Annotated in this window: 25 protein-coding genes; 10 read left to right on the forward strand and 15 right to left on the reverse strand. The window is 61.4% G+C overall.

The genetic code is table 11. The features are described 5' to 3' along the window. Together ACJ8KE_RS21720 and ACJ8KE_RS21725 are read left to right on the forward strand one after the other, a co-directional pair. Positions 1–234, forward strand: a 234-nt coding sequence (locus ACJ8KE_RS21720; RefSeq protein ID WP_268602411.1) for an autotransporter outer membrane beta-barrel domain-containing protein, incomplete at its 5' end; no start/stop codon positions are given. Positions 235–688: 454 nt separating this feature from the next. Continuing rightward, the gene (locus ACJ8KE_RS21725; protein WP_049300425.1) at positions 689–1540 is read left to right on the forward strand and encodes a helix-turn-helix domain-containing protein; all 852 of its coding nucleotides are present in this window, start codon (positions 689–691) and stop codon (positions 1538–1540) included. Here the strand turns inward: ACJ8KE_RS21725 and ACJ8KE_RS21730 are convergent. From ACJ8KE_RS21730 to ACJ8KE_RS21740, 3 genes are all read right to left on the reverse strand, one after another. Beyond that, positions 1530–3314, reverse strand: coding sequence for an ATP-binding response regulator (locus ACJ8KE_RS21730; RefSeq protein ID WP_016930453.1), 1785 nt, complete (start codon positions 3312–3314; stop codon positions 1530–1532). The genes ACJ8KE_RS21725 and ACJ8KE_RS21730 overlap by 11 nt on opposite strands. Next, positions 3311–3805 (reverse strand): molybdopterin-dependent oxidoreductase, encoded by a 495-nt coding sequence (locus ACJ8KE_RS21735; RefSeq protein WP_004931017.1) that lies wholly within the window; start codon positions 3803–3805, stop codon positions 3311–3313. Before ACJ8KE_RS21735 ends, ACJ8KE_RS21730 begins: the two co-directional genes overlap by 4 nt. Positions 3806–3966: 161 nt before the next feature. Further along, positions 3967–5316: an aminotransferase-like domain-containing protein gene (locus tag ACJ8KE_RS21740; protein ID WP_123867959.1), complete on the reverse strand. Its 1350-nt coding sequence runs from the start codon at positions 5314–5316 to the stop codon at positions 3967–3969. Between the two features lie 139 nt (positions 5317–5455). Here ACJ8KE_RS21740 and ACJ8KE_RS21745 point away from each other — a divergent pair, with 139 nt between their 5' ends. The 3 genes from ACJ8KE_RS21745 (at position 5456) to ACJ8KE_RS21755 (ending at position 7555) form a co-directional block, all read left to right on the forward strand. Next, positions 5456–6085 (forward strand): LysE family translocator, encoded by a 630-nt coding sequence (locus ACJ8KE_RS21745; protein WP_421086126.1) that lies wholly within the window; start codon positions 5456–5458, stop codon positions 6083–6085. A gap of 33 nt (positions 6086–6118) precedes the next feature. Continuing rightward, positions 6119–6970 carry a PhzF family phenazine biosynthesis protein gene (locus ACJ8KE_RS21750; RefSeq protein ID WP_397609307.1) on the forward strand — a complete coding sequence of 284 codons (852 nt, stop codon included), beginning with the start codon at positions 6119–6121 and terminating at the stop codon, positions 6968–6970. A 66-nt stretch (positions 6971–7036) separates the two neighbouring features. Then, a complete protein-coding gene (locus tag ACJ8KE_RS21755; protein WP_110147503.1) occupies positions 7037–7555 on the forward strand; it encodes a DinB family protein in 519 nt (172 codons plus the stop codon). 78 nt (positions 7556–7633) lie between these two features. Here ACJ8KE_RS21755 and gorA read toward each other — a convergent pair whose 3' ends face one another. Continuing rightward, on the reverse strand, positions 7634–8986 hold the full coding sequence (gene gorA / locus ACJ8KE_RS21760) for a glutathione-disulfide reductase (RefSeq protein ID WP_016930448.1): 1353 nt from the start codon (positions 8984–8986) through the stop codon (positions 7634–7636). A 130-nt stretch (positions 8987–9116) separates the two neighbouring features. After that, positions 9117–9959, reverse strand: a complete 843-nt coding sequence (locus ACJ8KE_RS21765) for a 23S rRNA (adenine(2030)-N(6))-methyltransferase RlmJ (protein ID WP_004931012.1) — start codon at positions 9957–9959, stop codon at positions 9117–9119. Positions 9960–10094: 135 nt separating this feature from the next. Here ACJ8KE_RS21765 and ACJ8KE_RS21770 point away from each other — a divergent pair, with 135 nt between their 5' ends. The 4 genes from ACJ8KE_RS21770 to rsmJ all read left to right on the forward strand — a co-directional run bounded on the left by ACJ8KE_RS21770 (position 10095) and on the right by rsmJ (position 13893). Next, positions 10095–10499 (forward strand): ASCH domain-containing protein, encoded by a 405-nt coding sequence (locus ACJ8KE_RS21770; protein ID WP_079450483.1) that lies wholly within the window; start codon positions 10095–10097, stop codon positions 10497–10499. A gap of 16 nt (positions 10500–10515) precedes the next feature. Next, positions 10516–10977, forward strand: a complete 462-nt coding sequence (locus tag ACJ8KE_RS21775; protein ID WP_049300429.1) for an HIT family protein — start codon at positions 10516–10518, stop codon at positions 10975–10977. A 118-nt stretch (positions 10978–11095) separates the two neighbouring features. Continuing rightward, the gene (gene prlC, locus ACJ8KE_RS21780; protein ID WP_074056153.1) at positions 11096–13138 is read left to right on the forward strand and encodes an oligopeptidase A; all 2043 of its coding nucleotides are present in this window, start codon (positions 11096–11098) and stop codon (positions 13136–13138) included. Positions 13139–13146: 8 nt separating this feature from the next. Next, entirely contained in the window at positions 13147–13893 is a 747-nt protein-coding gene (gene rsmJ, locus ACJ8KE_RS21785) for a 16S rRNA (guanine(1516)-N(2))-methyltransferase RsmJ (RefSeq protein ID WP_028128290.1), read from the forward strand. A 28-nt stretch (positions 13894–13921) separates the two neighbouring features. Here rsmJ and ACJ8KE_RS21790 read toward each other — a convergent pair whose 3' ends face one another. The 10 genes from ACJ8KE_RS21790 to ACJ8KE_RS21835 all read right to left on the reverse strand — a co-directional run bounded on the left by ACJ8KE_RS21790 (position 13922) and on the right by ACJ8KE_RS21835 (position 25062). Next, positions 13922–14521 carry a KpsF/GutQ family sugar-phosphate isomerase gene (locus ACJ8KE_RS21790; protein ID WP_016930443.1) on the reverse strand — a complete coding sequence of 200 codons (600 nt, stop codon included), beginning with the start codon at positions 14519–14521 and terminating at the stop codon, positions 13922–13924. Further along, on the reverse strand, positions 14521–16158 hold the full coding sequence (locus ACJ8KE_RS21795) for an FGGY-family carbohydrate kinase (RefSeq protein WP_016930442.1): 1638 nt from the start codon (positions 16156–16158) through the stop codon (positions 14521–14523). Before ACJ8KE_RS21795 ends, ACJ8KE_RS21790 begins: the two co-directional genes overlap by 1 nt. Before the next feature lie 10 nt (positions 16159–16168). Next, positions 16169–17122 (reverse strand): ABC transporter permease, encoded by a 954-nt coding sequence (locus ACJ8KE_RS21800; protein WP_016930441.1) that lies wholly within the window; start codon positions 17120–17122, stop codon positions 16169–16171. 1 nt (position 17123) lies between these two features. Further along, positions 17124–18113 (reverse strand): ABC transporter permease, encoded by a 990-nt coding sequence (locus ACJ8KE_RS21805; RefSeq protein WP_004930997.1) that lies wholly within the window; start codon positions 18111–18113, stop codon positions 17124–17126. After that, on the reverse strand, positions 18106–19605 hold the full coding sequence (locus tag ACJ8KE_RS21810) for a sugar ABC transporter ATP-binding protein (RefSeq protein WP_123867961.1): 1500 nt from the start codon (positions 19603–19605) through the stop codon (positions 18106–18108). Before ACJ8KE_RS21810 ends, ACJ8KE_RS21805 begins: the two co-directional genes overlap by 8 nt. A gap of 105 nt (positions 19606–19710) precedes the next feature. Next, on the reverse strand, positions 19711–20697 hold the full coding sequence (locus ACJ8KE_RS21815) for an autoinducer 2 ABC transporter substrate-binding protein (RefSeq protein WP_028128102.1): 987 nt from the start codon (positions 20695–20697) through the stop codon (positions 19711–19713). A gap of 329 nt (positions 20698–21026) precedes the next feature. Beyond that, positions 21027–22370, reverse strand: a complete 1344-nt coding sequence (gene gdhA / locus ACJ8KE_RS21820; RefSeq protein WP_016930438.1) for an NADP-specific glutamate dehydrogenase — start codon at positions 22368–22370, stop codon at positions 21027–21029. A gap of 199 nt (positions 22371–22569) precedes the next feature. Continuing rightward, positions 22570–23007, reverse strand: coding sequence for a universal stress protein UspA (gene uspA, locus ACJ8KE_RS21825; protein ID WP_004930988.1), 438 nt, complete (start codon positions 23005–23007; stop codon positions 22570–22572). A gap of 267 nt (positions 23008–23274) precedes the next feature. Then, positions 23275–24183 (reverse strand): LysR family transcriptional regulator, encoded by a 909-nt coding sequence (locus ACJ8KE_RS21830; RefSeq protein ID WP_442517370.1) that lies wholly within the window; start codon positions 24181–24183, stop codon positions 23275–23277. A gap of 105 nt (positions 24184–24288) precedes the next feature. Continuing rightward, a complete protein-coding gene (locus ACJ8KE_RS21835) occupies positions 24289–25062 on the reverse strand; it encodes an SDR family oxidoreductase (RefSeq protein WP_016930436.1) in 774 nt (257 codons plus the stop codon). Positions 25063–25495: 433 nt separating this feature from the next. Between ACJ8KE_RS21835 and uspB the strand changes: the two genes are divergently transcribed. Next, positions 25496–25831: a universal stress protein UspB gene (gene uspB / locus ACJ8KE_RS21840; RefSeq protein ID WP_016930435.1), complete on the forward strand. Its 336-nt coding sequence runs from the start codon at positions 25496–25498 to the stop codon at positions 25829–25831. The last annotated feature ends 824 nt before the right edge of the window (positions 25832–26655 follow it).

Below are 26655 nucleotides of genomic sequence, written 5' to 3' on the forward strand. Positions count from 1 at the left end.
GGGTGGCAACACCAGTACGGCGGGCTGGAGCGTGGCACCGGGCTGCGGTTCAACGGCGGCAACGCGCCGTTCGTGGTGGACAGCGTGCCGGTGTCGCGCGACGGGATGGTGCTGAAGGCAGGGGCGGAAGTGGCGGTGAACGAGAACGCCTCGCTGTCGCTGGGCTACGGCGGGCTGCTGTCGCAGAACCACCAGGACAACAGCGTCAACGCCGGTTTCACCTGGCGTTTCTAAGCCAAGCGGTCATTACAGGGTGAACGGAGCCGGCATGCCGGCTCCGTTTTTATTTGCGGCTGCGGGGTGAGTCCGTATGATGGCGCGGCACCAGGGCAATAAAAAACCGGGACCCTGACGGATCCCGGCTTAAAAGTGGGTAAAACAGATTAGCGCTAAAGGCTCAAGCCCCGTTTTGCTTATGCAGTCCAAGCGATGTGAGCATCGTCTCAGTAGCGGCAACGGAACAAATTTTCCCTGGTGTTACTATGGTTATTATTAAAAATCGTGCTGGTGTTATTTTTTATAGTGTATTGCTGTATGTCTCTTTTGATACCATGTTTGACGATACAACATGGTATGTCAAGCAACGTTTTTAACGCATAATTGCATGGGATGCTAGTTTTAGGTGTGGCTTTTTCAGCAGAAATAATCAAAACGACTGATAAATCAGTAAAAAAAATCGAAGGAACAAATGGATAACAATCATCAAAAATTCGATTCACAGTCGATTGCCAATCGGGTCAGGGAGCTGTTTTTACATTACGGGATTGGAAAACGTCAGCATGCCCGCGAACTCAGCCGCATCTTGGATCTGAGTTTTTCACATGCGCACCGCAAATTGAAAGGGCAAAGCCCCTGGACGCTGGAACAGATCAACAGCGTCGCGGCCGCGTTGGGAGAAACGCCGGCGGCGATCGCCGATTTGAGCGCCGAACATGAGACGACCGAGCCAAACATGGCGCGTGATGCCATCTTTTTCGTGGCGGGGGTGGCGATGCCCTGCGTCGGGCACATTGGCGACGAACTTCCTGCCGGGCGGCCGGCGGAATTTGTGGCGCTGCGCGTGGAGGGGCAATGGCATATCTATCGCGCCGATGAGGCGCCGGCAGGCACGCGTTACGGCGTTGAACTGATAGAAATTCGGCCCGGTTACGGCGATGACGAGCGGTTGAGCATCGCGGTATTGGACGATTCGCATCAGGCGGCCGATGAGCTGGCCAAGTACCTCGGCGGCTGCGGTTTCAACGCAGTGGCGTTTTACGATGTCGACAGCTTCTGCCAAGCGCTGCAGCAAAGCCTGTTCGACGGTTACGTGGTGGACTGGCTGATCGGTGAGGAAACGGCGGATCGCTGTATCGCCACCATCCGCGCCTCCGACAACCCGGACGCGCCGGTACTGGTGCTGACCGGCGAACTGGGCACTGACCGACGCGAGTCGGAGATCGCTCAGGCGATGCGCGAGTACGATGTGCTCGGTCCTTATGAAAAACCGGTGCGGCTCCATGTGATCGAAGCCGCACTGCAACGCTGTTTTAATCTTTAGCGGGGAACACCTCGGCCAGCGCGCTCGACAGCGCATCCAGCCGAACCGGTTTCATCAGGTAGTTATCGAACAGGGCGCGCTGATCCGCCGTCAGCTGCTCCGGCGTATAGGCGCTGATGCCGATGATTGGCACATGGCGGTTGGGGCCGCGACGATTGCGCAGCTGCCTGGCCAGGGCGGCGCCGTCGATGCCCGGCATCTGCAGATCCAGCAACAGCGCGTCGTAAGGGCGTCTGAGCAGTTTCTGCAACGCGCGCTCCGGCGAGTCGCACAGTTCGTGCTGGTAGCCCAGCTTGTCCAGCAGCGCCGCAAAGGCATCCCCCACCGACTTGTTGTCATCCACCACCAGCACCTGCTGCGGCTTTTGCTGCAGGGGGGCATTGGCGGCGGCGGGCTCGTCGGCGCGCTCTTCTTCACTGATCTGCACCGGAATGCTGACGATAAAGGTGCTGCCTTTCTTGATTTCGCTGTATACCGTGATGGTGCCGTTGAGCAGCGTCACCAGGCCGTGCACGATCGCCAGCCCCATTCCCACGCCGGCATACTGTTTGGTATGCGACTGATCCAACTGGGTAAAGGGTTTGAAGATCTGATCGAGCTGGTCTTTTTCAATACCGATGCCGGTGTCGGTCACTTCGATGATCAACGAATTGCCGCCCGGCTGGCGGCGCAGGCAGCTGTGCAGCGTAATGCTGCCGCTTTCGGTGTATTTGTAGGCGTTGGTCAGCAGGTTGACGATAATCTGCCGGATGCGCAGCGGATCGGAGTGCACCAACAGGTGGCTGCACTCCACTTCGCAGCTCAGTTTGACCTGCTCTTTGCGGGTCAGGGTGGCGATTTCGTTGGCGGTTTCCGCGATCAGCTTCTGCGCGTCGAACGGCACGATGCGCAATTCCATCATGCCGCTGTCGAGGTGCGCGTAGTCGGTCAGATCCTTCATCTGGCTTTCGATTTGCTGCGCGGCGGTCTCCAGCCGCTGGAAAGTGTCCGCATGCTCCGCCGACACTCGGGTGTTCACCAGCACGTCGATGGCCGACATCACGCTCTGCAATGAGGTGCGCAGCTCGTGGCCGATGGCACCGAGGAAGGCGTTTTTGGTGCGCGTCGCTTTCTCCGCCTCAATGGCTTTGGCCTGCTGGCGAATGGTCAGCCGCTGCTGGCGGAACACGATCAGGGTGATGGCGATCAGCGCGATCACCGAGAACATGACGATCACCAGCCCATAGAAAATAATGTGCCGTTTCTCGATGTAATCCTCATAGGCTGCGGTGCGCTGCTTCACCTCGGCGTGGTCGGTCAGGTTGGCCATTTCGATAGCGTAAGGCTTGATGGCCTTCATGGCCGCGAAAACCTGGCTGAAGTCGATTTTCGGGTTATCCAGCAGTTTATCGATGCGATCCATCTGCAGGCGCATCTGCTTGACCACTTCCGGGTAGCCCGGCTCGGCGTACAGCGGTTGCGTGGATTCGGAGACGGTTTCCAGCACGTAAAAGCGCGAATAGAGGATTTCGAACCGCAGTCGCAGATTGTCGCTGTCCACCTGCGCGGCATGGCTTTGCTGCTCGACCAGCGTGTCGAACTCCGCCAGCTTGATGGAGAACTTGGCGATAGACCAGGAGTAATTCTCCTGCGTGCCGGCGATGGCATACAGCCCTTTTTTCGACAGGGTGGCGCTGTAGTAATAGAGCGTGACGGTCGAAGCCACTAAAAACAGCGCGGCAAAGATGGCCGGGATCGCCAGCCTGCTGCCGTTCTTAAAGGTCGTCAGCTTCATTTGATCACGATCCTGTCGACTTGCCAGATAAAGCGTGAATTGTACAACGGCGAGTTCAGTTCAGGCCCGGCGGCGTCGCGCGGGTAAACCAGGAACAGCGGGCCGAAGTTTCTGAGCTTCAGCATTTCCCCGTCCATCCTGTAGGCCAGGATCATGTTGTATTTCTTGACGTCGGACAGCGGCACGTCGATGTAATAATCGTTCAGCGCGTAGAAAGTCAGCGTCTCGCCCTTGGCGCCGACGCGCTCCAGGATATCGGCCACCGAAATCCCTTCAAATTTTCTCTGCGGCGTCCAGGAAGTGGAGGTGGTGATGCTGCGCACCGGCATCGCCAACAGCTGCTTATCGGTGAACAGATAGCTTTTTTTGACCGGGTCGGTCACGTTGTCGATCTTGCCCGCCACTTCCAGGGTAAAGCTGAGCGCGCTGCTCTGGGCGATAATCAGGGCCACGCAGGCCATCGCAAGGGTTTTGCATAGTTTGAACAGCATCGGTGTTCTCCAGAGGCGCGGGGAGGTTGTATCAGTCCCGCTAATTTATCAGGCAGAATAATGGCAGAAAAAGCAGGCGGGTGCGAAGGGAATAGTAAACCGCACAAAAAGAACAGTCCTGAGCCGGTCGGCCCGTGCGCGTAACCTTTCTCTTCCGTTTGTCAGCCGTTCCGATGCTCTTTCAACAGCTGTGCCAGCTGCGTCAGGCCTGCCGTTAGCTCGTCCGGCGAGGGGGAGCCCAGGCACAGGCGAATGCCCGTCGCACGTTCGTCGCGGGCCACCATCACGGTGTCAGGCGGTGTCACCTTTACGTTGACCAATGCGGCGGCGGCGGCCACAGACTCGGCGGTTTCGCGCGGCATCGGCAGCCAGACATGATAAGCGTCGGGATGCGATACGCAGTCGTCGGCATCAAATATCGAGGTGGCCAGATGCACTCTTCGCTGAGCCTCATGGCGCAACGCTTGCGGTATCGTCTCGATTGCGCCGCTGGACAGCCACTCCTCCACCACAGCGCAAGACAGTGGCGAAGGCGCGAAAGGAATATCTTGCAAGGCTTCTTCCGCCGCAGTTTGCATGCCGGGCGGCAGAGTCAGCATGCCGATCCGCAACCCCGGGCCGAGCGTTTTCGACAGGCCATTGACATGGAACGCCCGCTCGGGCGCCAAAGCCGCGAGCGCAGGCGCCGCAGAGTGACCCAGCGCGTAGACGCCATCCTCGATGATCCAGACATTCGCCTGCCGACATATCTCGACGATAGCCTGCCTGCGCTCGGCGCTCATGGTGGCGGTCGTCGGGTTATGCAGCGTCGGCGTCAGATAGACCGCGGTATGGCCGGAGGAGACTCGCTCGAGCGCGCTCGCCAGCGCCTGCGGCACCATGCCTTGCGCATCGATCTCCACGCCGATCAGGCGATGGCCTTTACGTCGGGCCAGCGCGATCGCGCCGGGGTAGGTGAGTCTCTCCGTCAGTATCGTGCCGCGTGACCCGCAGGCCAGGTCAAACGCCAGAGAAATCGCCTGACGGGCATTGCTGGTCAGCGCCAGGTGCGACGGATCGATCGTGACGCCGGCGTTTTCCAGCCAGCGGGCCAACAAACGCCGGTGCTCCAGATGCCCGGTCGGAGGGGAATAGAAGTTCAGATGGTCCGCATCCATTTTCCGCGCAATGCCGGCCAGCGTGCGCGCCAGCAAACGATCGGTAAGCATCGCCGGCGGCGCATTGGATGAAAGATCGATTTCGCGTTTTTCACGGGCGCGGCGAATCGCCACGAACATCCCGCGGCCTTTCACGCTGCGAACCAGCCCGCGTCGTTCCAGGATGGCGTAGGCTTTGGTCACCGTGCCCAGACCGATCGCCAATTGCCAGGCGAGGGGACGGTGAGCCGGCAAACGATCGCCCCCTTGCAGCTTGCCCTCGATAATGTCGTCAGCCAACGCCAGCACCAGCCGTTCGACGGTAGTGGCTTCCACGTTGGCCAGGCGGGGTTGCCAGGGGGATTGAAGCCGCATGGTCACTCTCCGGAGAAAGAATATAGTGTCACGTGACACTATTTAAATAGGCGAAAAGTGTAACACATACTATGTTGGTGAGGAGTCCCGGCGTTTTCAACAACGGCTCGGCCGTAAGGCGGGTCAGCGGAGTTTTTCCATGATGGTCAGTCAGCTTGCGTTGGTTTACGGCGCCTATCTCCTCGCAACCGCCAGCCCCGGCCCTAGCAACATGGCGATCATGGGCGTGGCGATGCGTGACGGCCGCAGGCCCGCATTGGTGCTGGCCGCCGGCGTGATGACCGGATCGCTGTGCTGGGCGATGTTGGCCGCGACCGGCCTTTCCGCCGTGTTGGCCACGTATGCGCAGGCGCTGTGGACCATCAAGATCGTTGGCGGCGTGTATATGCTGTATCTGGCGCTGCGCGCCGGAAAGTCCGCGTTACGCACGTCCGCCGCGACGTCGGGCATGGCCGCGGAGCGCGATGCGCGGCCTTATCGGGCGCTTTATCGGCAGGGCGTGCTGATGCATCTCGGCAATCCCAAGGCCATCATGTCCTGGATGGCGATCATGTCGCTGGGATTGCGGCAAGGCGCGCCTGAGCAGGTTTTACCGGCAATTATTGGCGGTTGCGCGCTGCTCGGCGTGACGATTTTCGGGGGGTATGCCCTGTTGTTCTCAACGGTGCCGATGATCGCGTTTTACACCCGGGTGAGGCGCTGGATTGAAGGAACGCTTGCGCTGCTGTTCGCTTTGGCGGGCCTGGAGCTGTTGATATCGCGGGGGTAATGAACGCCCGGCGTTAACCTGAGGAGAGAAGCGATGGTTTTTGGCATGCAAATGGTGGATGTCTTTGGCGCCGGGCCGCTCGCTGGCAATCCGTTGGCGGTGATCACGGGCGCCGAAGCGTTGTCGACGGAGGACATGCAGCGTTTGACGCGTTGGTTCAACCTGTCGGAGACGGCCTTTTTGCTGCCGCCGACGCACCCCCAGGCGGATTACCGGGTGCGGATATTCACGCTGGATCGTGAAATGCCGTTTGCCGGGCACCCGACGCTCGGCAGTTGTCATGCCTGGCTCACTGCGGAGGGTATGCCGCGCAATGATGCGGAGATCATCCAGGAGTGCGGGGCGGGCTTGGTGAGCATTCGCCGCGAGGCCGGACGGCTGTGTTTTGCCGCGCCGCCGTTGATTCGCTCCGGGGCGCCTTCAGAAGCGGCGTTGGCCGACGCGCTGCGGTTTTTGGGGATCGCGCCTGAGGAGGCGCTCGATGCCGCCTGGATCGATAACGGTCCGGGGTGGCTGGGGATCCGGCTGGCCAGCGCCGAACGGGTGCTTTCCCTGACGCCGGCGAGAAGCTGGCCGCGCAGGGTCGACATTGGCGTCGTCGGTCCACATGCCGATGGTGACGCAGCCTTCGAAGTTCGCGCCTTTTTGAGCGATCATCTTGGCGCTATCGTCGAAGATCCGGTCACCGGCAGCCTCAATGCCTCCCTGGCCCAGTGGTTGTTCGCAAGCGGCGTGGTCAGCGGCAGCTATATCGCCGCTCAGGGGCGCTGCCGTGGGCGCAACGGACGCGTGCATGTCACCCGCGACGCGAGCGGCCGGATTTGGGTGGGCGGCGATACGCGCACTCAGGTCGAAGGGCGGCTGCAAGGGATTGGCACGGCGTAGAACGCGCCGCCGCACCGCGTGCGGCTGAGCTGAATATCGATTTTCATCCGATAAGGAGTGAGCAGTATGTCTGCAACGGCCATCGATACCTTGAAAATGCTGGTGCGTTACAAAGCCTGGGCGAACGCCTTGACCTTTGACTGTGTGGCGGCCTTGCCGGAAGGCGAAGCGCTGCGGCCGCGCCCGACCCGTTTCGGCAATATGGTGCATACCTTGAATCATGTGTATGTGGTGGACGATATCTTCAGGCACCATCTGCAAGGCCGCAAGCATGGCTACCTCGCGCGTAACACCGAGCAAACGCCTGCGCTTGACGACTTGCGGTGCGCGGTGGAGGAAATGGATCGCTGGTATATCGAACAGGTGGACAGCTGGTCGCCGGAGGCGCTGGCGCAGGTGGTGCATTTCGCGTTCGTCGGCGGGGGGGAAGGCCGCATGACGCGGCAGGAAATCGTGCTGCATGTCGTCAACCACGCTACCTATCATCGCGGTTTTGTCGGCGATATGCTCTATCAGGTGCCCTTTGCTTCACCGGCGAACGATTTGCCGGTGTTTCTTCGCGATCATTACCGCCGGGCGCCGTGAGGCGAGCGAGATAAGTAAAAAAAGCCAGACGCTTTCGCGCCTGGCCTGTTACGCGCCGGAACCCGGCGAGGTTGCGCCTCAGCGCATGGTGACGAACTCTTCCGCCGCGGTCGGGTGGATCGCCACGGTGTTGTCGAAGTCCTTCTTGGTGGCGCCCATCTTCACCGCCACCGCGAAGCCCTGCAGGATTTCATCCATGCCGAAGCCGATGCCGTGCAGGCCGACGATCTTCTCTTCTTTACCTGCGCACACCAGCTTCATGCGGCACGGCTGACGGTGCTGCGTCACGGCGCTGTACATGGCGGTGAAGGAGGATTTGTACACCTTCACGTTGTCCGCGCCGAACTTCTCGATGGCTTCCGGCTCGGTCAGACCGACGGTGCCGATCGGCGGGTGGCTGAACACCACGGTGGCGATGTTGCTGTAATCCAGGTGTTCGTCCGGCTTGTTGTTGAACAGGCGCTCGGACAGACGGCGGCCGGCGGCCACGGCGACCGGGGTCAGCTCTACCGCGCCGGTGTTATCGCCCACCGCATAGATGCCTTTGACGTTGGTGTTCTGGAACTTATCGACGTCGATGTAGCCTTGTTCGTTGGTTTTCACCCCGGTGACGCCGAGGTTCAGGTTGTCGGTCGCCGGTTCGCGGCCGATGGCCCAAATCAGGCAGTCGACGGTGAATGCCTTGCCGTTTTCCAGCTGCAGCGTCAGGCTGCCGTCGGCGTTCTTGACGATCGCTTTCGGCACGGATTCGGTGTGCAGGCTTGGTCCTTCGGTGTTCATCACTTCCACCAGGGTTTCGACGATCATCGGATCGAAGGTGCGCAGCGGCGCGTGCTTGCGCACGAACAGATGCGTTTCCGCGCCCAGCGCGTTCAGCACGCCGGCGATCTCTACGGCGATATAGCCGGCGCCGACGACGGCGACGCGTTTCGGCATGGCGTCCAGCTCAAAGAAGCCGTCGGAGTCGATGCCGTATTCCGCGCCCGGAATAGCCGGATGGCTCGGGCGGCCGCCGGTGGCGATCAGGATGTGGTCGGCGGTGATGGTTTCGCCGTTCACTTCCACGGTGTGCGCATCCACGAAGCGCGCGAAGCCTTTGATCACGTCGACCTTGTTCTTGCCCAGCACGTTGTCGTAGGAGTTGTGGATGCGGTCGATATAGGCGGTGCGGTTGGCGACCAGCTTCTTCCAGTCGAAGGCGTTGACGGTGGTGTCGAAGCCGTAGTCCGGGCCGTACTGATGGATGGCCTCGGCGATCTGCGCCGCGTGCCACATGACTTTTTTCGGTACACAACCCACGTTTACACAGGTGCCGCCCAGCTCTTTGGCTTCAATCAGCGCACACTTTTGGCCGTACATGGCTGCCCGGTTGATCGATGCGATACCGCCGCTGCCGCCGCCAATTGCTAGATAATCGTAATGTTTCGTCATCTGGGATTTCCATGAGTTGTGAATTTGAAGAGGGTAAGAGTTTAACGCCTGACCGGGGTTTGTCGCAAAGATTGCGTCGATGGCTGCGATAGGTGGACGCAGGGCGCGGCGAACCGCGCCCTGCCGGGGATTATTCCGGTACCACCCAGTTCACCAGATGGTGGCCGATGCCCGACGGCACCAGCACCTTGTGCAGCCACGGCAGCACGTTTTTCATCTGCTGCTCCAGCTTCCACGGCGGGTTGATGACGATCATGCCGGAGGCGGTCATGCCGCGCTGATCGCTGTCGGGTTTCACCGCCAGTTCGATCTGCAGAATGCGGCGAATGCCGGTGGCTTCCAGATCGCGCAGCATGCGTTTGATCTGCTGGCGCATCACCACCGGGTACCACAGCGCGTAAGTACCGGTGGCGAAACGCTTGTAGCCTTCCTGAATGCCTTTGACCACGTCCTGGTAATCGGTCTTCATTTCATACGGCGGGTCCATCAGGATCAGGCCGCGGCGCGACAGGGGCGGCAGCTGGGATTTCAGCTGCTGATAGCCGTCGGCGCGCTGCACTTTGGCGCGTTCGTCTTTCTGGAACTCGCTGCGCAGCAGCGGGTAGTCGCTCGGGTGCAGCTCGGTCAGGTGAATTTTGTCCTGCGGGCGCAGCAGCTGGCGGGCGATCAGCGGCGAGCCGGGATAGTAGCGCAGCGTGCCGGAACGGTTGAAGTTGTGTACCACGCTCATGTAGGCCGCCAGCTCTTCCGGCAGATCGTCGCGCTGCCACAGCAAGCCGATGCCTTCCAGGTATTCGCCGGTGCGCTCGGCGTGTTCGCCGCTGAGCTGATAACGGCCCGCGCCCGAGTGGGTATCCAGATACAGGAACGGCTTCTCTTTTTCCTTCAGCGACTCGATGATCAGGCTCTGAACGGTGTGCTTGAGCACGTCGGCGTGGTTGCCGGCGTGGAAACTGTGGCGATAACTTAACATGACGGGTGGCGGTTCCTTGTGCTCCGCAGACGGAGCATTCAATGCAATAAGGCTTATAATCTGCACAGTATAAACTGTCTGGCCGGGAAAAACCGGACTCCGTTGCCGCAGACGTTAACAGAAAGGGACAGGACGATGAGCAAACAGGCGATTTTGGCGAATTACCCCGACGCGACGCGCTGGGCGTTCGGCGACGGCCCCGCGTTAGCCGACGAGCTGCTGGGATTGGTGCTGAGCGGGGATAAAACCGCCACCTGCAGTTCCTATGCGAGCTATCGTCGGGAACAAACCCCGCGGATCGGCGATTACAGCATCGTTCTCGATGGCCGCGGCGAACCGGCCTGCGTGATCAGAACCCTGGCGCTGCGCCTGGTGCGCTACGATCGGGTGACCGCCGAGATGGCGGCCAAAGAGGGTGAAGGCGACAAAAGCCTGGCGTTTTGGCGCCAGGGGCATCAGGCGTTCTTCACCCGCGAGGGCACCTTTGCGCCGGACATGTGGCTGGTGTTCGAAGAGTTCGAATGGGTTGAAACGCTGTGAATCACAAGGAGAAAAGATGAGCTGCATTTTTTGCGACATCGTGGCGGGCAAGGCGCCGTGCCATAAAATCTGGGAAGACGACGACCATTTGGCGTTCCTGTCCATCTTTCCCAACACCGACGGTTTCAGCGTGGTGATCCCCAAGGCGCACCACCCGAGCTACGCGTTTGATCTGCCGGACGAGGTGCTGAGCGCGTTGATGCTGGCGACCAAGCGGGTGGCGCGGCAGCTGGATCGCGCGTTCGAGGATGTCGGCCGCTGCGGCATGGTGTTCGAGGGCTACGGCGTCGACCACGTGCACGCCAAATTGATCCCGCTGCACGGCACCGCGTCGCTGGAACAGTGGCGGCCGATCGAAGCGACCTCGCCGAAGTTTTTCACGCGTTACGAGGGCTATATCTCCTCCCACGATGCGGCGCGCGCCGACGACGAACAGCTGGCGGCGCTGGCTGCCCGCATCCGCCAAAGCGCCATTTAAGGCACGAACGATCAACGCCGGGCATTGATTTTCCTGCTGCCTGGCTCCATGTTAGAGATTCATACGCATTTTAAGGCTCGCCCGTGCGGCGGGCCCCAACGCTAATCAGGACTGCCCTATGACAAATCCGTTGCTGACCCCGTTTTCCCTGCCGCCTTTCTCGGCGATCCGCCCTGAAGATATCGTGCCAGCGGTGCAATCCGCGCTGGCGGACTGCCGCGCTGCGGTAGAGCGCGTGGTCGCGCAGCCGGGCCCGTTCACCTGGGACAATCTGTGTCAGCCGTTGGCGGAGTCGGACGATCGCCTGTCGCGCATCTGGTCGCCGATCGGGCACCTGAACTCGGTGAAAAACAGCCCGGAGCTGCGCGCCGCCTATGAGCAAGCGCTGCCGCTGCTGTCCGAGTACGGCACCTGGGTCGGCCAGCACGAAGGGTTGTATCAGGCCTACCGCAGCCTGAAAGAGGGCGCGGCTTTCGAGGCGCTGAGCGTGCCGCAGCGCAAGGCGGTGGACAACGCGCTGCGCGACTTCGAACTGTCGGGCATCGGCCTGTCGGCGGACAAACAGCAGCGCTATGGCGAGATCGTTGCGCGCCTGTCCGAACTGGGCTCCACCTACAGCAACAACGTGCTCGACGCCACCATGGGCTGGAGCAAACTGATTACCGACGAAGCCGAGCTGAGCGGCCTGCCGGAAAGCGCCCTGGCGCAGGCGCAGGCGATGGCGCAGGCTAAAGAGCAGGACGGCTGGCTGCTGACGCTGGACATGCCGAGCTACCTGCCGGTGCTGACCTACGCCGACAACCGCGCGTTGCGTGAAGAGATGTACCGCGCCTTCGCCACCCGCGCCTCCGATCAGGGGCCGAACGCCGGCAAATGGGACAACAGCGAAGTGATGGCGGAAACGCTGGCGCTGCGCCATGAGCTGGCTCAGCTGCTGGGCTTTGACACCTACGCCGACAAGTCGCTGGCGACCAAGATGGCGGAAAGCCCGGAGCAGGTGATCGGCTTCCTGAGCGATCTGGCCAAGCGCGCCCGCCCGCAGGCCGAGCAGGAGCTGGCGCAGCTGCGCGCCTTCGCCAAACAGCACTATGGCGTGGACGAGCTCGACGCCTGGGACATCACCTACTACGGCGAAAAACAAAAGCAGCACCTGTTCTCCATCAGCGACGAGCAGCTGCGCCCGTACTTCCCGGAACAGCGGGTGGTGGAAGGGCTGTTCGAAGTGGTGAAACGCATCTACGGCATCACCGCCAAAGAGCGTAAAGACGTGGATACCTGGCATCCGGACGTGCGCTTCTTCGATCTGTTCGACGCCGACGGCGAGCTGCGCGGCAGCTTCTACCTCGATCTGTACGCCCGCGAGAACAAACGCGGCGGCGCCTGGATGGACGACTGCGTCGGCAGCCTGCGCAAGGCCGACGGCACGCTGCAAAAACCGGTCGCTTACCTGACCTGCAATTTCAACCGTCCGCTGGGCGACCAGCCGGCGCTGTTCACCCATAACGAAGTGACCACGCTGTTCCACGAATTCGGCCACGGTCTGCATCACATGCTGACGCAGATCGATACCGCCGGCGTCTCCGGCATCAACGGGGTGCCGTGGGATGCGGTCGAACTGCCGAGCCAGTTTATGGAAAACTGGTGCTGGGAGCCGGAAGCGCTGGCGTTTATCTCCGGCCACTACCAGAGCGGCGAGCCGCTGCCGAAGGCCATGCTCGACAAGCTGCTGGCGGCCAAGAATTACCAGGCGGCGCTGTTTATCCTGCGCCAGCTGGAGTTCGGTCTGTTCGATTTCCGCATGCACTTCGAATACAGCCCGGAGAAAGGCGCGCAGATCCTGCCGACGCTGGCGGAAGTCAAGAAAATGGTGGCGGTGGTGCCTTCGCCGAGCTGGGGTCGCTTCCCGCACGCCTTCAGCCACATCTTCGCCGGCGGCTACGCGGCGGGTTACTACAGCTACCTGTGGGCGGAAGTGCTGTCGGCCGACGCCTACTCGCGCTTCGAAGAGGAGGGGATTTTCAACGCCGAAACCGGCAAATCCTTCCTCGACAACATCCTGTCGCGCGGCGGGTCGGAAGAGCCGATGGCGCTGTTCAAACGCTTCCGTGGCCGCGAGCCGCAGCTGGATGCTATGCTGCGCCATTACGGCATTAAAGGATAACCCGACACGTGAGCGTGTGTTTATTGTGTGAAGCAGGCGCCGATCCCGGCGCCTTGTCTGTTTTGGCGCAGCGCTGGCGGCTGACGTCCGACGACGACGCGCCGATGGCGCTGGTATTGACCCCGCAGCGGCTGGAACTGCGCAAGCGCGACGAGCCGAAGCTGGGCGGGATCTACGTCGATTTCGTCTCTGGCGCCATGGCGCATCGGCGCCGCTTCGGCGGCGGCCGCGGCGAGGCGGTAGCCAAGGCGGTCGGCATCAAGGGCAGCTACCTGCCGGACGTGGTGGACGCCACCGCCGGGCTGGGGCGCGACGCCTTCGTGCTGGCGGCGCTGGGCTGCCGGGTGCGGATGCTGGAGCGCAATCCGGTGGTGGCGGCGTTGCTGGACGACGGTCTGCAGCGCGGCTATCAGGATGCGGAAATCGGCCCGTGGCTGCGCGAGCGTCTGACGCTGCTGCACGCCTCCAGCCTGACGGCGCTGGCGGATCTCAGCCCGCGCCCCGAGGTGGTGTATCTCGATCCGATGTTCCCGCACAAGCAGAAAAGCGCGTTGGTGAAGAAAGAAATGCGGGTGTTTCAATCGCTGGTGGGCAGCGACGATGACGCCGACGGCCTGCTGGAACCGGCGCGCCGTTTGGCGACCAAGCGCGTGGTGGTGAAACGCCCGGACTACGCGCCGCCGCTGGCCGACGTGCCGGCGCACGCCGCCACGCTGACCAAAAGCCACCGTTTCGATATCTACATGCCGCTGTAATGTCAGCCGGGCCCGCCGTGTCGGGCCCTCAGTTTTCCTCTCGCAAACTTTTCCCCACGCCGCCGCCCGGATGCACCGCCAGCAAGGCGCTCTTGTCGTAACCGCTGCGCGCCATCAGGCAGGCGCAGGCGGCGTCGAAGATCGCCAACACCAGCACGATCGAGGTAGTGGCCAGCATATTCAGCGGATCTATTTCCTGTTGCACCCCGGTGGCGATCGTCAGCTGCGCCGCCTGCGCGATGGCGGAGTGCGGGTTTTCCGTCACCGCGATCAGCGGCACCCCCTTGGTCTGCAGCGTCGGCAGCAGACGGGTCAGCTCGTCGGAATTGCCGCCGCGCGAGATCAGGATCAGCAGATCGTCCGCGCGCAGAAAGCCCAGATCGCCGTGCGCCGCGCCGGTGGCGTCGAGGTAGACCGCCGGTCGCTCCACGCAGGCCAGCATGTGGGCTATCTTGCGCGCCGCAATTCCCGAGGTGCCGACGCCGGTGACGGCGATTTTACCGCGGCAGCCGGCCAGCAGCCCCAGCAGCCGCTGCCAGGTGTGCGCGTCGAGGCGCTCGCCCAGCTGCGCCAGTTCCCGGCTGTAAGTTTGCCAGCCCTGTACGGCCTGCCGCCATTCCTGCTGCATCACGCCTCCTCCTGCATCAGCCGGCGGTATTTCATGTGGTCGTTGTACAGTTCGTGGAACACCCGGTATTTGCGGTCGTAGTAGCTTTTTATCTGGTTGGTCTGCGGCGTAACCGTCTTGCCGATGCGGCTCATGGCGCTCATCGCCTCCGGCAAGGTGTCGAATACGCCGGCCGCCACGGTGCCCATCATCGCGCCGCCCAGCAGCATTGCTTCGCTCTCCTCCGGCAGCAGCATGGCGCAGCCGGTGGCGTTGGCGTGCTCCTGCACGAAGATCGGGTTCTTGGTGCCGCCGCCGCTGGCCATGATGGTATCGATGCTGTAGCCGCTGTGGTTCATGGTTTCGATGATGTGGCGGGTGCCGAGCGCGATGGCCTGAATGGTGGCCAGGTAGTGCAGCGCCATGTCTTCCGGCGTGCGCGACAGCTTCAGTCCGGTCAGGATGCCGGTCAGCGTCGGGTTGGCGCGCGGCGAGCGGTTGCCGTGGAAGTACGGCAGCATATGAATGTCCTGCGTCAGGAAGGCGATGTTCTCCGGTTCGCCGGCCATGCGGCGCAGAATGGCGTTCAGCACCTCATAGATGGTCTGCCCCTGGGTTTTCGCCTGCGCCAGCAGCTCCTGATAGCACGGATGCGACTGGATGACGTGGTCGATCAGCGCGCCGGTGGCGGACTGGCCGCCTTCGTTCAGCCAGTATTCCGGCAGGATCGCCGAGTAATACGGCCCCCAGACGCCGCCGATAAAGCGGGCGGTGCGCGACATCGCCATATGGCCGGTGGAGGTGCCGCCGATCAGCGCGACGCGGCGATTGAAGTCGGCCACCTCGCCGGAGACGCCGGTGGCGCCCAGCGTGCCGAGGGTACCGGCGTGCGCGTCGATGATCGATACGCTCACCGCCGTGCCGGCGATCAGTCCCATTTCAGCGGCGGCGCGCTGAGTCAGGCCGTGGCCCAGCGGCTCGCCCATCATTTTGACGTCGCTGCCGATCTTGGCCGCGTCGTGTTCCAGCACGTCTTCCAGCCCGATCTGCTGGAAGTAGCTCTTGTCCCAACGCTGTTCGTGGCCGAGATAGGTCCACTTGCACACCGTCGAGCACAGCGAACGGGTGGCGTCCTGGGTGGCGCGCCAGGTGAGGAAGTCCGGCAGATCGAACAGGTAACCGGCGTTGGCCCAGGTGGTGGGCATGTGCTGTTTCAGCCACAGCAGTTTCGGCGTTTGCATCTCCGGCGAAATGATGCCGCCGACGAAGTCCAGCACCCGGTGTTTGGTGGCGTTGATGCGCTCGGCCTGGGCGATCGCCCGGTGATCCATCCACACGATGATGTTCTGCTCGGTGCGGCCGGAGGGGCTGACGGTCAGCGGTTTGCCTTCTTTATCCAACACCACCAGCGAACAGGTGGCGTCGAAGCCCAGCCCTTTGACCTGGATCGGGTTGATGTCGGCCTGGTTGACCGCGTCGCGCACCGCATTGCACACCGCTTGCCAGATGTTATCCGACGACTGCTCGACGAAATCCGCCTTCGGCCGGTACAGATCGATGGCCCGGCTGGCCTGGCCGACCATGCGGCCATTAAGATCGAATACGCCTGCGCGCGCGCTTCCGGTGCCCACATCTACGCCAATAAAATAGCTCGCCATTATTTTCTCCTCAGGCTTTTCGATTCTGTAACGCGATAAACAGGATCAGCACGCCGCCCCACAGGGCCATGGTCAGGTAGCTGCTGACCCCCAGCAAATTGAGGCCGCTTTCCAACATTTGCAGCACGATCAGCGCCAGCACCAGCCCCAGAATACGGCCGAAACCGCCGTCCGGGTTAATGCCGCCCAGCACCGAGGCCAGAATGGTCACCAGCAGATAAGATTCGCCGTAGCCGGCCTTGGCCGAGTTGAACTTGGCCATCATCAGCAGGGCGGCGCCCCAGCCGAGCAGCGCCGACAGGATATACACCGCGATCTGCACCCGCGCGGTGTTCACGCCGCTGAAGCGGGTGGCCTGCTCGTTGGAGCCGATCAGGTACAGGCTGCGCCCCAGCGTGGTGTGCTCCAGCAGCAGCCACAGCCCGACCGCCACCAGCAGGAACAGGATCAGCGCCACCGGCACGCCGAGCACCGCGCCATTGCCGAGAAATTGAATCGCCGCCGGGAAGCCGGAGATCACCGCGCCGTTGGACAGCAGGATGTTCAGGCCGGTGATCAGCGTCATGGTGCCGAGCGAGGCGAGGATCGGCGAAACGCCGATCCAGGCCACCAGCGCGCCGTTCAGCGCGCCGATCGCCACCGCCACCAACAGGCCGGCCAACAGCGCCAGCGCCAGGAACAGCGGCTGGTCGGGATGGCTGACGATGATCGCCGCCATCACCAGCGAACAGGCGTTGGCGCCGGCGATGATCGACAGGTTGATGCCGCCGGTCAGCATGGTGATGCCCATGCCGAGCGCCAGCAGGCCGAGGATCGGCAGCTGCGAGGCGATCGACTGGAAGTTGCCGAGGCTGAAGAAGCGGGATCCGAGCAGCCCGGCGAACAGCAGCGCCACCGCGATGATGATCGCGCCCTGCAGGCGAATGATCCGATCGTTTGGGATCAACCGAGTTAACTGCGTCATGTCAGATCTCCTTGAGCAGCTTGCGTTTTTCGTTCCAGGCGGTGGTGCTGATGCTGATCAAAATGATCGCGCCGCTGAATACCTGGTGCCAATAGGCCGAGACGCTGAGCAGCGTCAGCCCGTTTTGCAGGAAGGCCAGCAGCACCACGCCGAGCAGGGTGCCGGTCAACGATCCGCGGCCGCCGCTCATGCTGGTGCCGCCCAGCACCACCGCCGCCAATACCGTCAGCTCGAAGCCGAGCAGCGAGTTGGGCGCCACCGACTGGGTGATCTGCGCCTGCACCACCGCCGCGACGCCGGCCAGAATGCCCATATAGCCGTAGACGCAGAAGTGCAGCCGCAGCAGGTTCAACCCCAGGCGCGACGCCGCGTCGCGGTTGCCGCCCATGGCGTAGATCTGGCGCCCCAGCCGGGTGCGGTTCATCAGCACGCCGGTGACGACGATGGTCGCCAGCAGGCACAGCAGCGGCAGCGTCAGACCGTAGTCGTAGCCGTCGGCGCCCTGGAACGAGAACCAGTTGATGCCGTTCATGAACCAGTCCGGGAAGCCGTACAGCCAGGTGCCGTTGGTGGCGTATACCAGCAGGCCGTAGAACAGGTTGAGGGTGGCGATGGTGATGATGATCGCCGGCACCTTGAGCCAATACACCAGGAAACCGTTCACCAACCCGAGCAGCAGGCCGACGCCGATCGCCAGGGCGAACGCCAGCGGGAAGCTGCCGCCGTGCTGGATCACCCAGCTGGCCATCACGTACTGGGCGATGGCGGTGATCGCCGGGAACGAAATATCGATGCCGCCGGCGATCAGCACCACGAACAGCCCGCAGGCCAGGATGCCGAGAATGGCGTAGCTGGTGGCGACATCGGTCAGGTTGCCGAGCGTCAGAAACTCATCGGTGCCGGCGCTCAGGCCGATCGCCAGCAGCAACACCAACAGGCCGAGATAAAACTCGTGTCGCCCGGCCAAGCGGGCCAATAATGACTTATCCATTCACCACCTCGGCGATCTGTTGTTCGGTACTCTGGTGCGGCGCGAACTCGGCGATCAACTCGCCTTTGCGCATCACCATCACCCGATGGCTGTTGTAATAGGCTTCCGGGATCTCGTCGCAGATCATCAGCACCGCCATGCCCAGCTGCGCCAGATCGCGGGCGATCTGGTAGATCCCCTCTTTGTTGGCGATGTCCACGCCGACGGTGGGCGAGTCGAGGATCAGGATCTTCGGCTGGGTCGCTACCCATTTGGCGATGGCGATGCGCTGGGCATTGCCGCCGGAGAGAGTTTTCACCGGCAATGCGCTGTCGGACACCTTGATGTTCAAATCGCGGATCAGCCGGTTGACCAGCTCGGTCGCCCTGGCGTGATCCAGCAGCCCGAGCGAGGTATGCAGCCGATCGAAGACGGTGACGATGGTGTTGTCGTAGATCGATTGCTCCATGATCAATCCCTGCGTCAGACGATCCTCCGACACATAGCCGATACCGTGGCGCACCGCTTCGCGGTTGTTGTGCAGCTGCACCGCCCGGCCCTCGATGCGGATCTCGCCGCTGTCCGGCCGCGTCATGCCGAACAGGCTGAGGCACAGTTCGGTGCGGCCGGCGCCGAGCAGGCCGACGATCGAGACGATCTCGCCGCCGCGCAGCGCCAGATTGACGTTGCGGTATTTCTCGCCGCGGCTGAGGTTGCGCACCTCGAGCAGCGGCGCCTGTTCGGCCGGCGGCAGCGGCGGCAGCGGGCTGTAATGGAAGCGTTGGCCGGTCATCAGGAACGCCAGCTCATGGCTGTCCAGCTCGCTGGCCGGCCAGGTGCCCATCAGCTTGCCGTCGCGCATCACGCTGATGCGATCGGCGACTTCCATCACTTCATCCAATCGGTGGCTGACGAACACCACGCAGATGCCGGCTGCTTTCAGTTCGTTAACCACCCGCAGCAGGCCGTCGACCTCCTGGCGGGTCAGCGAGGCGGTCGGTTCGTCCATGATAACCAACCGCGCCTCGGCGGCGATGGCGCGGCAAATCGCCACCAGCTGCCGATCGGCGATTGACAGTTTTTCCACCTTTTTATCGGGATCGATGTGTACGCCGACCCGCGCCATGGCGTCCAGCGCCGTCTGGCGCATCACCCGCTTGCGCACCCAGAAGTGGCCGCCGGGCAGGTAACGGTGGATGGCGATGTTTTCCGCCACCGTCAGATTAGGGAACAGCGACAGGTCCTGGTAGATCACCTGTATGCCGTAATAACCGGACAGCTGCGGCGTCAGGGCGTGGAAGAGTTTGCCTTCCAGCGAAATATTGGCGCCTTTTTCCGGCTGATAGACGCCGGAGATGATTTTAATGATGGTGCTTTTGCCGCAGCCGTTTTGCCCGGCCAGACAGTGCACTTCGCCTTTATTCAGCGTCAGGTTGATCTGGTCTAATGCCAGCACGCCTGGGAATCGCTTGCTGATATTCTCCAGGGTGATAAATGCGGGGGAGGCTGTCATAACGTTAACCTGTGCTTGCGTAGCGGCCGAAGCCCTGGGCGCAGCAACGCTGCGCCCCTACGAGGGTTTAACTACTTTCCCGGTGTAGCGAAATTACGCGAAAAATCAGAATCCGAGCGATTTGGCGTTGTCTTTGGTCACTTCCAAAATCTTATTAAACCGAATCACTTTGTGTTCCATATCGACGTCGGCCTTGCCGAGACCCTCGATCGACAGGTCTTTGTTCACGTCCTTGCCCTGCAGCAGCTGATCGGCCACCGTCACCAGCGCATAACCGGCGTCTTTCGGATCCCACAGCAGCGCTTTCTTGATGTCGCCGCGCATCAGGTAAGGGGCGGCCTGCGCCGGCATGGCGATGCCCACCACCGCGATTTTGTCCTTGGCGCGCTTCTTGGCCACCGCCTGGCCGGCGCCGATCGGGCCGAGCGAGCCGAAGCCGATGATGCCCTTCATCTGCGGATAGGTTTTCATCAGATCCAACGTGGTGGCGTAGGATTTGTCGATGCTTTCCGCCACCGGCAAGCGCGAGGTGACTTCAAACATGTCCGGGTATTTTTCTTTCTGGTACTTGATGGCGGAATCGGCCCAGGCGTTGTGCAGCGGCACGGTCAGCGAGCCGACGTAGATGGCGTAGCCGCCTTTGCCGCCCATGTCTTTCGCCAGTTCATCGACGTTGGCCTGCGCGTATTTCTCGCTGTCGATGGTCTCGATGTCCCACTGGCCGATCTGCTGGTCCGGGGATTCATGGGTCAGCACCACGATGCCTTTGTCGCGCGCTTTTTTCAGCACCGGCTCCAGCACCTTGGCGTCGTTCGGCACCACGATGATGGCGTTGACGTTCTTGGCGATCAGATCCTCAATCACCTTGACTTGCGCGGCCGGATCCGGCGTAGAAGGGCCGGTCTGGTAAGCGTTGACGTCGAGTTTTTTCGCCGCTTCGTTGACGCCCACTTCCATGCGGTTGAACCACGGAATGCCGGTCACTTTGGCGACCACGGCAATCTCATATTTATCAGCGGCGAACACAGGTGTTGTCGATAACATGCACGCAGAAACCACACATGCATTTAATAATGCGAGGTTAAATTTCATTAGCTGTACCTTTTTTTATCTGTAGGGGTGGCGGTTTTTCCACCGCTGCAGATTACAAAGGAATGGAAGAGGGGGCGTAGCCGAAGTTAATGAAATGTGATCTGCGCACATTTAAGTAAAATACTGGCGTATTTAGTGTTAAATAAATGTTTAATTATTTGGTGGTGGTAAACTTACTACCAATTAAACGGCCATAAATAACTTTTTATTAACTTTTAATTAACGTTTATGCATCATTTTGATGGCTTGGACGCGGAAAAAAATGCCGGCGAAGGAGCCGGCATTGAAGCATTTAATCGATGTGTGAACAAGATCACCTTTGCGCCCGATTACAGCACGCCCTGGGCCAGCATCGCCTCCGCAACCTTAACGAAACCGGCGATATTCGCGCCGTGTACATAGTGGGTTTGCTTGCCCTCGCCGCCGTATTCCACGCAGGCATGGTGAATATCCGCCATGATATGTTGTAAACGTACATCCACTTTTTCCGCCCGCCAGCCGATGCGCGCGGCGTTTTGCGCCATCTCCAGCCCCGACGTGGCCACGCCGCCGGCGTTGGCCGCCTTGCCGGGCGCGAACAGCACCCCGGCGTCAAGGAAGGCGTCGGTGGCCTGGATGGTGGTCGGCATGTTGGCGCCTTCCGCCACCGCTTTCACCCCGTTGCGGATCAGCGTCTGCGCCGCCTCGAGATCCAGCTCGTTCTGGGTGGCGCACGGCAGGGCGATATCCACCGGCACGCTCCACGGCTGCTGGCCCGCCAGATAGGTCAGACCGCGCTCACGTGCATAGTCCGCCACCCGGCCGTAACGCTGGTTTTTGATCTCCGCCAGGTGCGCCAGCTTCTCGGTGGTGAAACCGTCTTCGTCCACCAGGGTGCCGCCGGAATCCGACACGGTGATCACGCGCGCGTCCAGCTCCAGCGCTTTCTCGATGGTGTACTGCGCCACGTTGCCGGAGCCGGATACCGCCACCCGCATGCCCTCAAAGCCCAGGCCGTGGCGCTGCAGCATGGCGTCGGTGAAGTACACCAGGCCGTAGCCGGTCGCCTCGGGGCGGATCAGGCTGCCGCCGAAGGAGAGGCCTTTGCCGGTAAACACGCAGGCGGTGTTGTTGGACAGTTTTTTCATCATGCCGGCCATAAAGCCGACTTCGCGGCCGCCGACGCCGATGTCCCCGGCCGGCACGTCGGTGTCCGGGCCCAGATGGCGATACAGCTCGGTCATCAGCGCCTGGCAGAAGCGCATGATCTCCCCCTGGCTTTTGCCCTTGGGATCGAAATCGGAGCCGCCTTTGCCGCCGCCCATCGGCAGGGTGGTCAGCGCATTCTTGAAGGTCTGTTCAAAGCCGAGGAACTTCAGGATCGACAGGTTCACCGACGGATGGAAGCGCATGCCGCCCTTGTAGGGGCCGATGGCCGAGTTGAACTGCACGCGGAAGGCGCGGTTGACCTGCACCTGGCCGCGATCGTCCACCCAGCTGACGCGGAACTGAATGATGCGCTCGGGCTCCACCAGGCGCTCCAGCAGCGCCTGTTCGCGATAGCGCGGATTGCGTTCGATAAACGGCCACAGCGAGGTGAACACTTCGCGCACCGCCTGCAGATATTCCGGCTGGTGGGGGTTATGGCGTTGTAACGAGGACAGGAAAGACTCTACCGATACGGCATATTCCATGGATAACTCCTTTTCGCATTAAATTTCCCCCGCTATTTCTTATAGATATGGGTATAGGCGATGCCCGGGGGAGGATGTTGTGTCTTTAGCGACTATATCATCGGAGGGCGGTTGATTATCAAGCGATTAATCGGCGTGGCGGCATGAAAAACGCCCGCAGGGCGCGGGCGTTGGTCAGTTAAGTTAGCAGGCGCTTACTTTATTCGTCTTCTTCATCGCGCAGCGGCACGATCAGCATATCAATGTGCACGGTATTGATCAGCTGGCGCGCGGAAGACATCAGCTTGCTCCAGAAGTCCTGATGGTGGCCGCACAGCACCAGGTCCATATCGTATTTCTTGATGGCGTCCACCAGCACCTGCGCCAGATCGCCGCTGCCGCTCAGGGTCTCGGTGATCGGGTAGCCGGCGTTTTGCGACAGCTCGGTCAGCGCCTGATGGGTTTCTTCAGAGATGCGTTTTTGCATGTCGCCGAGATTGACGTCGATCAGGCCGGTATAGAGGTCGGAATAGTTGACATCGACGTGGATCAGAGAAACTTTGGCGTTATACGGCCGCGCCATAGAGACGGCTTTTTCTACCAGGATCTTGCTTTCCGGGGATAGGTCCACCGCGATCAATATGTGTTTGTAAGCCATAAGAATACTCCTTCCATAAACATGCCGATTAAAAAGGGTTAGCAGGCGTTCCGTGTACCCGCCTGGCGCTGTTGGTTCCATAGTATCATTTGGATAACGCAATGATATGTTGGGGCGATCACACTGCGCCGCATCGGAAATCTCTGCGCACGATACCTTTCGTTGTACACCCGCGCGGCGTAAAAGCCTATGGGTTATGCGGGTTTTAACGGTCTGACCGCTTGAATTATAAGCGTTATTAAACAAAGTATAGCGCTAAATGTGCAATCAGCGCTCCAGATGCGGCTGCAGCAGGCTTTCAAACCACTCATGAAACACCGCCAGACGCCTTGAGCGCTGGCGGCGATGGGGGTAGATCAGGGCGATCGGCATGGAGGCGGCGCGGTAACCGGGCAGAACTTCCACCAGTTCACCGGCGTCGAGCAGGTGTTGTACGTCGTAGCGCGGGATTTGCATCAGCCCCAGCCCCGCGCGGCAGCAGGCGATATAGCTTTCGGCGTTGTTGACCACCACCCGGCTGGGCAGTTCGAGCCGTTGCGTATGGCCGTCGCCGGTCAGGTATTCCCAGGGGGATTCGCGGCCGGTTCTGGGCGAGGCGTAGCCGATGCTCCAGTGCCCCTCGGCGAGATCGCCGGGGTGGAGCGGATGACCGAATTCGCTCAGGTAGGCGGGGCTGGCGCAGTTGATCAGCGCGATATGGCCGAGCGGGCGCATCACCAGGCTGCTGTCGTGCAGATCGCCGACGCGCACCGCGCAGTCGACCCCTTCCTGCACCAGATCGATGGCGCGATCGGCGGAGCCGAGCGCCAGCTGCAGGTGAGGATGGCGCCGCAGCAAGCCGGGCAGCGCCGGCGCGATCAGCCAGCGGGCGATGCGGCTCGGCACGTCGACGCTGAGCCGCCCGGAGGCCTGCCGCTGGCTGGCCTGAAATGACTGATCGATGTCTTCCACTTCGGCCAGCAGCGGGCGCAGCCGCTCGAGCAGCTGTTCGCCGTCGGCGGTCAGCCGCACTTGCCGCGTGGTGCGGTGCAGCAGCCGTACGCCCAGTTGCGTTTCCAATTGCTGCACGGCGGCGGACACCGAGGCGCGCGGCACCTCCAGCGCATGGGCCGCCCGGATAAAGCTGCCCATTTCCGCCACCTGTACGAATACGCGGTATTGATTGAATCTGTCCATCTCGCTGACCTGCTGTTCCTTGGCGCCGTTTCTGACAGTAGAGTGTAGCCGCATGGCGCGGTTGCGTGCGAGCAGGTGCGGGGGCCTCTCCGCCCCCCGTCGAACTTATTTGGTGGTGTAGCCGCCGTTGATCAGGATGGTTTGGCCGGTTATCCACCAGCCGTCGCTGACCAGATGGCGGATGAACGGCACCACGTCTTCGATATCGGTCAGGCCGGTTTTACTGAACGGCGACAGCGCCGCCGCCGTCTTGTGGTAGGCCACGGCGTCCGCGCCTTCAGCCGGGTAGAAGAACGGGGTATCCATCGGGCCGGGGCCGACCGCCGTCACGGAGATGCCACGTTCGCCAAACTCCTTGGCGGCGGCGCGGGTGAAGTGCTCCACCGGTGCTTTGGTGCCGGCGTAAGCGGCGTAGAACGGCGTGAAGGCGCCGAGCAGCGAGGTGACCAGCGTGCAGATTTTACCGTTGTCGTTAAGGTGCTTGCCCGCCGCTTTCAGGAAGAAGAACGCGGTTTTGGCGTTGACCGCGGTCATTTCGTCGTACTCGGCTTCGCTGATGTCGATCATCGGCTTTTTCAACACTTTGCCGACGGTATTGATGGCGATATCCGGCTTGCCGACGGCGGCGACCGCGTCGGCGAACAGCTTCTCGACCGCGCCCGCGGTGGTGAGATCGGCCTGCAGCGCGACACCTTGTGCCCCGGCGGCCTGAATGGCGGCGACGGTTTTTTCCGCTTCGGCTTTGGAAGCGGCGCTGTTGTAGTGGATCACCACCGCTTTGGCGCCTTGTTCAGCCAAATCGCGCGCGATCAGCCCGCCGAGGTTCTTGGCGCCGCCGGCGATGAGGACGGTTTTTCCCTTGATTGAATGGTTTGCCATAACAGTTTCCTTGGATGAACGTAACGGAAACCTGAGTCTAGCCAGCGTGGGGGGAAAGATCAGCGGCGCTGCGCGGGATAGACTATCCAGAAATGCGACATAATCGAAACGGATGGTTATCGCTTATAACGCCCCGGCAGGTGACTTTTCGGTACAGGGCGGTAAATTTTATCCACTGCTCAGGCCAGTTTGCGTTCCATTAACCTACAATGATGGATATGGGCTTCACCATTTCTCCTCTGAGTAGAACCATGCCGTGCAAATCTCTCTGTGCGGCGCGGCAACGTCTTTGGAGGCGGTGGGTTATGGGCGTGGCTCGTGCAGGCAAAAAAAGGGGATGAGAGCGGTAAGCTCCAGCAGAGTATCGGGTAATGAGGTAGGGCAGTTGGACCCGGCGGATGGCCGCGGATAACAACGCCTTGAGGGGGTAATCATGATCAGTACCGTCGCGCTGTTTTGGGCCTTATGTGTGGTGTGTGTGGTAAACATGGTGCGGTATTACTCTTCTCTGCGCGCGTTGCTGGTGGTATTGCGCGGCTGTGACCCGTTGCTGTACCAATACGTCGACGGCGGCGGCTTCTTCACCGCCCACGGCCAACCCAGCAAGCAACTGAGGCTGGTGCGCTATATCTTCGCGCAGCGCTATGTCGAACACCACGATCCGGAGTTTATTCGCCGCTGTGAGCGGGTGCGCGGGCAGTTTATGCTGACCTCGGCCCTGTGCGGCCTGGTGGTCATCAGCTTGATAGCGCTGATGATCTGGTATTAATGCCTTCCTGTTTCCCTTGATGCAGGCAAAAAAAAGGCGGCCCTGCGGCCTAATGCTTATCAGTTAGCGTTTTTTTTGAAGTACTGGTGACGTTTTCGGTCGATAAATGAGAGGTGGATCATGAAGCTCCTGTCCCTCGACCGAGCCAGGGGCCGAAGGCGCGGCCCCTGGCAACCCGCGCCTTTGTCCTATCAGACGGTTGGCTTTGCCAACGTTACTCGGCCCATCCCTGGGCCTCGCCCCTTCGGGGCCGCTGCAAGCAGAGTTCAAATCTGCTCCAGGCAGATTTGTCCTCTCTTCGCCATAGCGCATTGAGGCCGGTTGCGACAGGCGTCCCTGCCTGTCTCACCTGAAACGGCCGTCCATGGCGGTTTCGCCTAATGCGCTATGCCTGCGTTCGGCGTCTTCAAGGGCGCCCAACATCGCGTTCATCTTCAACATTTCTACCATAACCTCATAAGAGACAGGTTGCCCGGTAGCTGCCTGTTCGGGTGTTGACCTTTGGCGCGCATCACCGGCTGCCGAGCAAGGCGGCGTTGTCAGGGGCAATCGGCCAGGGAAGGCCGGTTGAGGCGAGACTAACAGGGACGTTTTTCGCAGCCGACCCGCCCGACAACGCAGACACAGCGAGGGTATCCGCGCAGCGGACAGGCGGTGTTAAGCAAAGGCGCGGGTGTAGGGGCCGCGCCATCGGCCCCTACAATTGCCGTTCGCTACGGCATCAGAGAAATGCGAGGGTTTTACGGCAATTCTCCTGCACAGAACGCCCAGAGGATGGATAAAAAAATGCCAGTCAGGCTTAACTGACTGGCATTAGGCCCTGC

It is taken from the genome of Serratia sp. CY56464 (assembly GCF_052168435.1).
Classification (GTDB): domain Bacteria; phylum Pseudomonadota; class Gammaproteobacteria; order Enterobacterales; family Enterobacteriaceae; genus Serratia; species Serratia marcescens.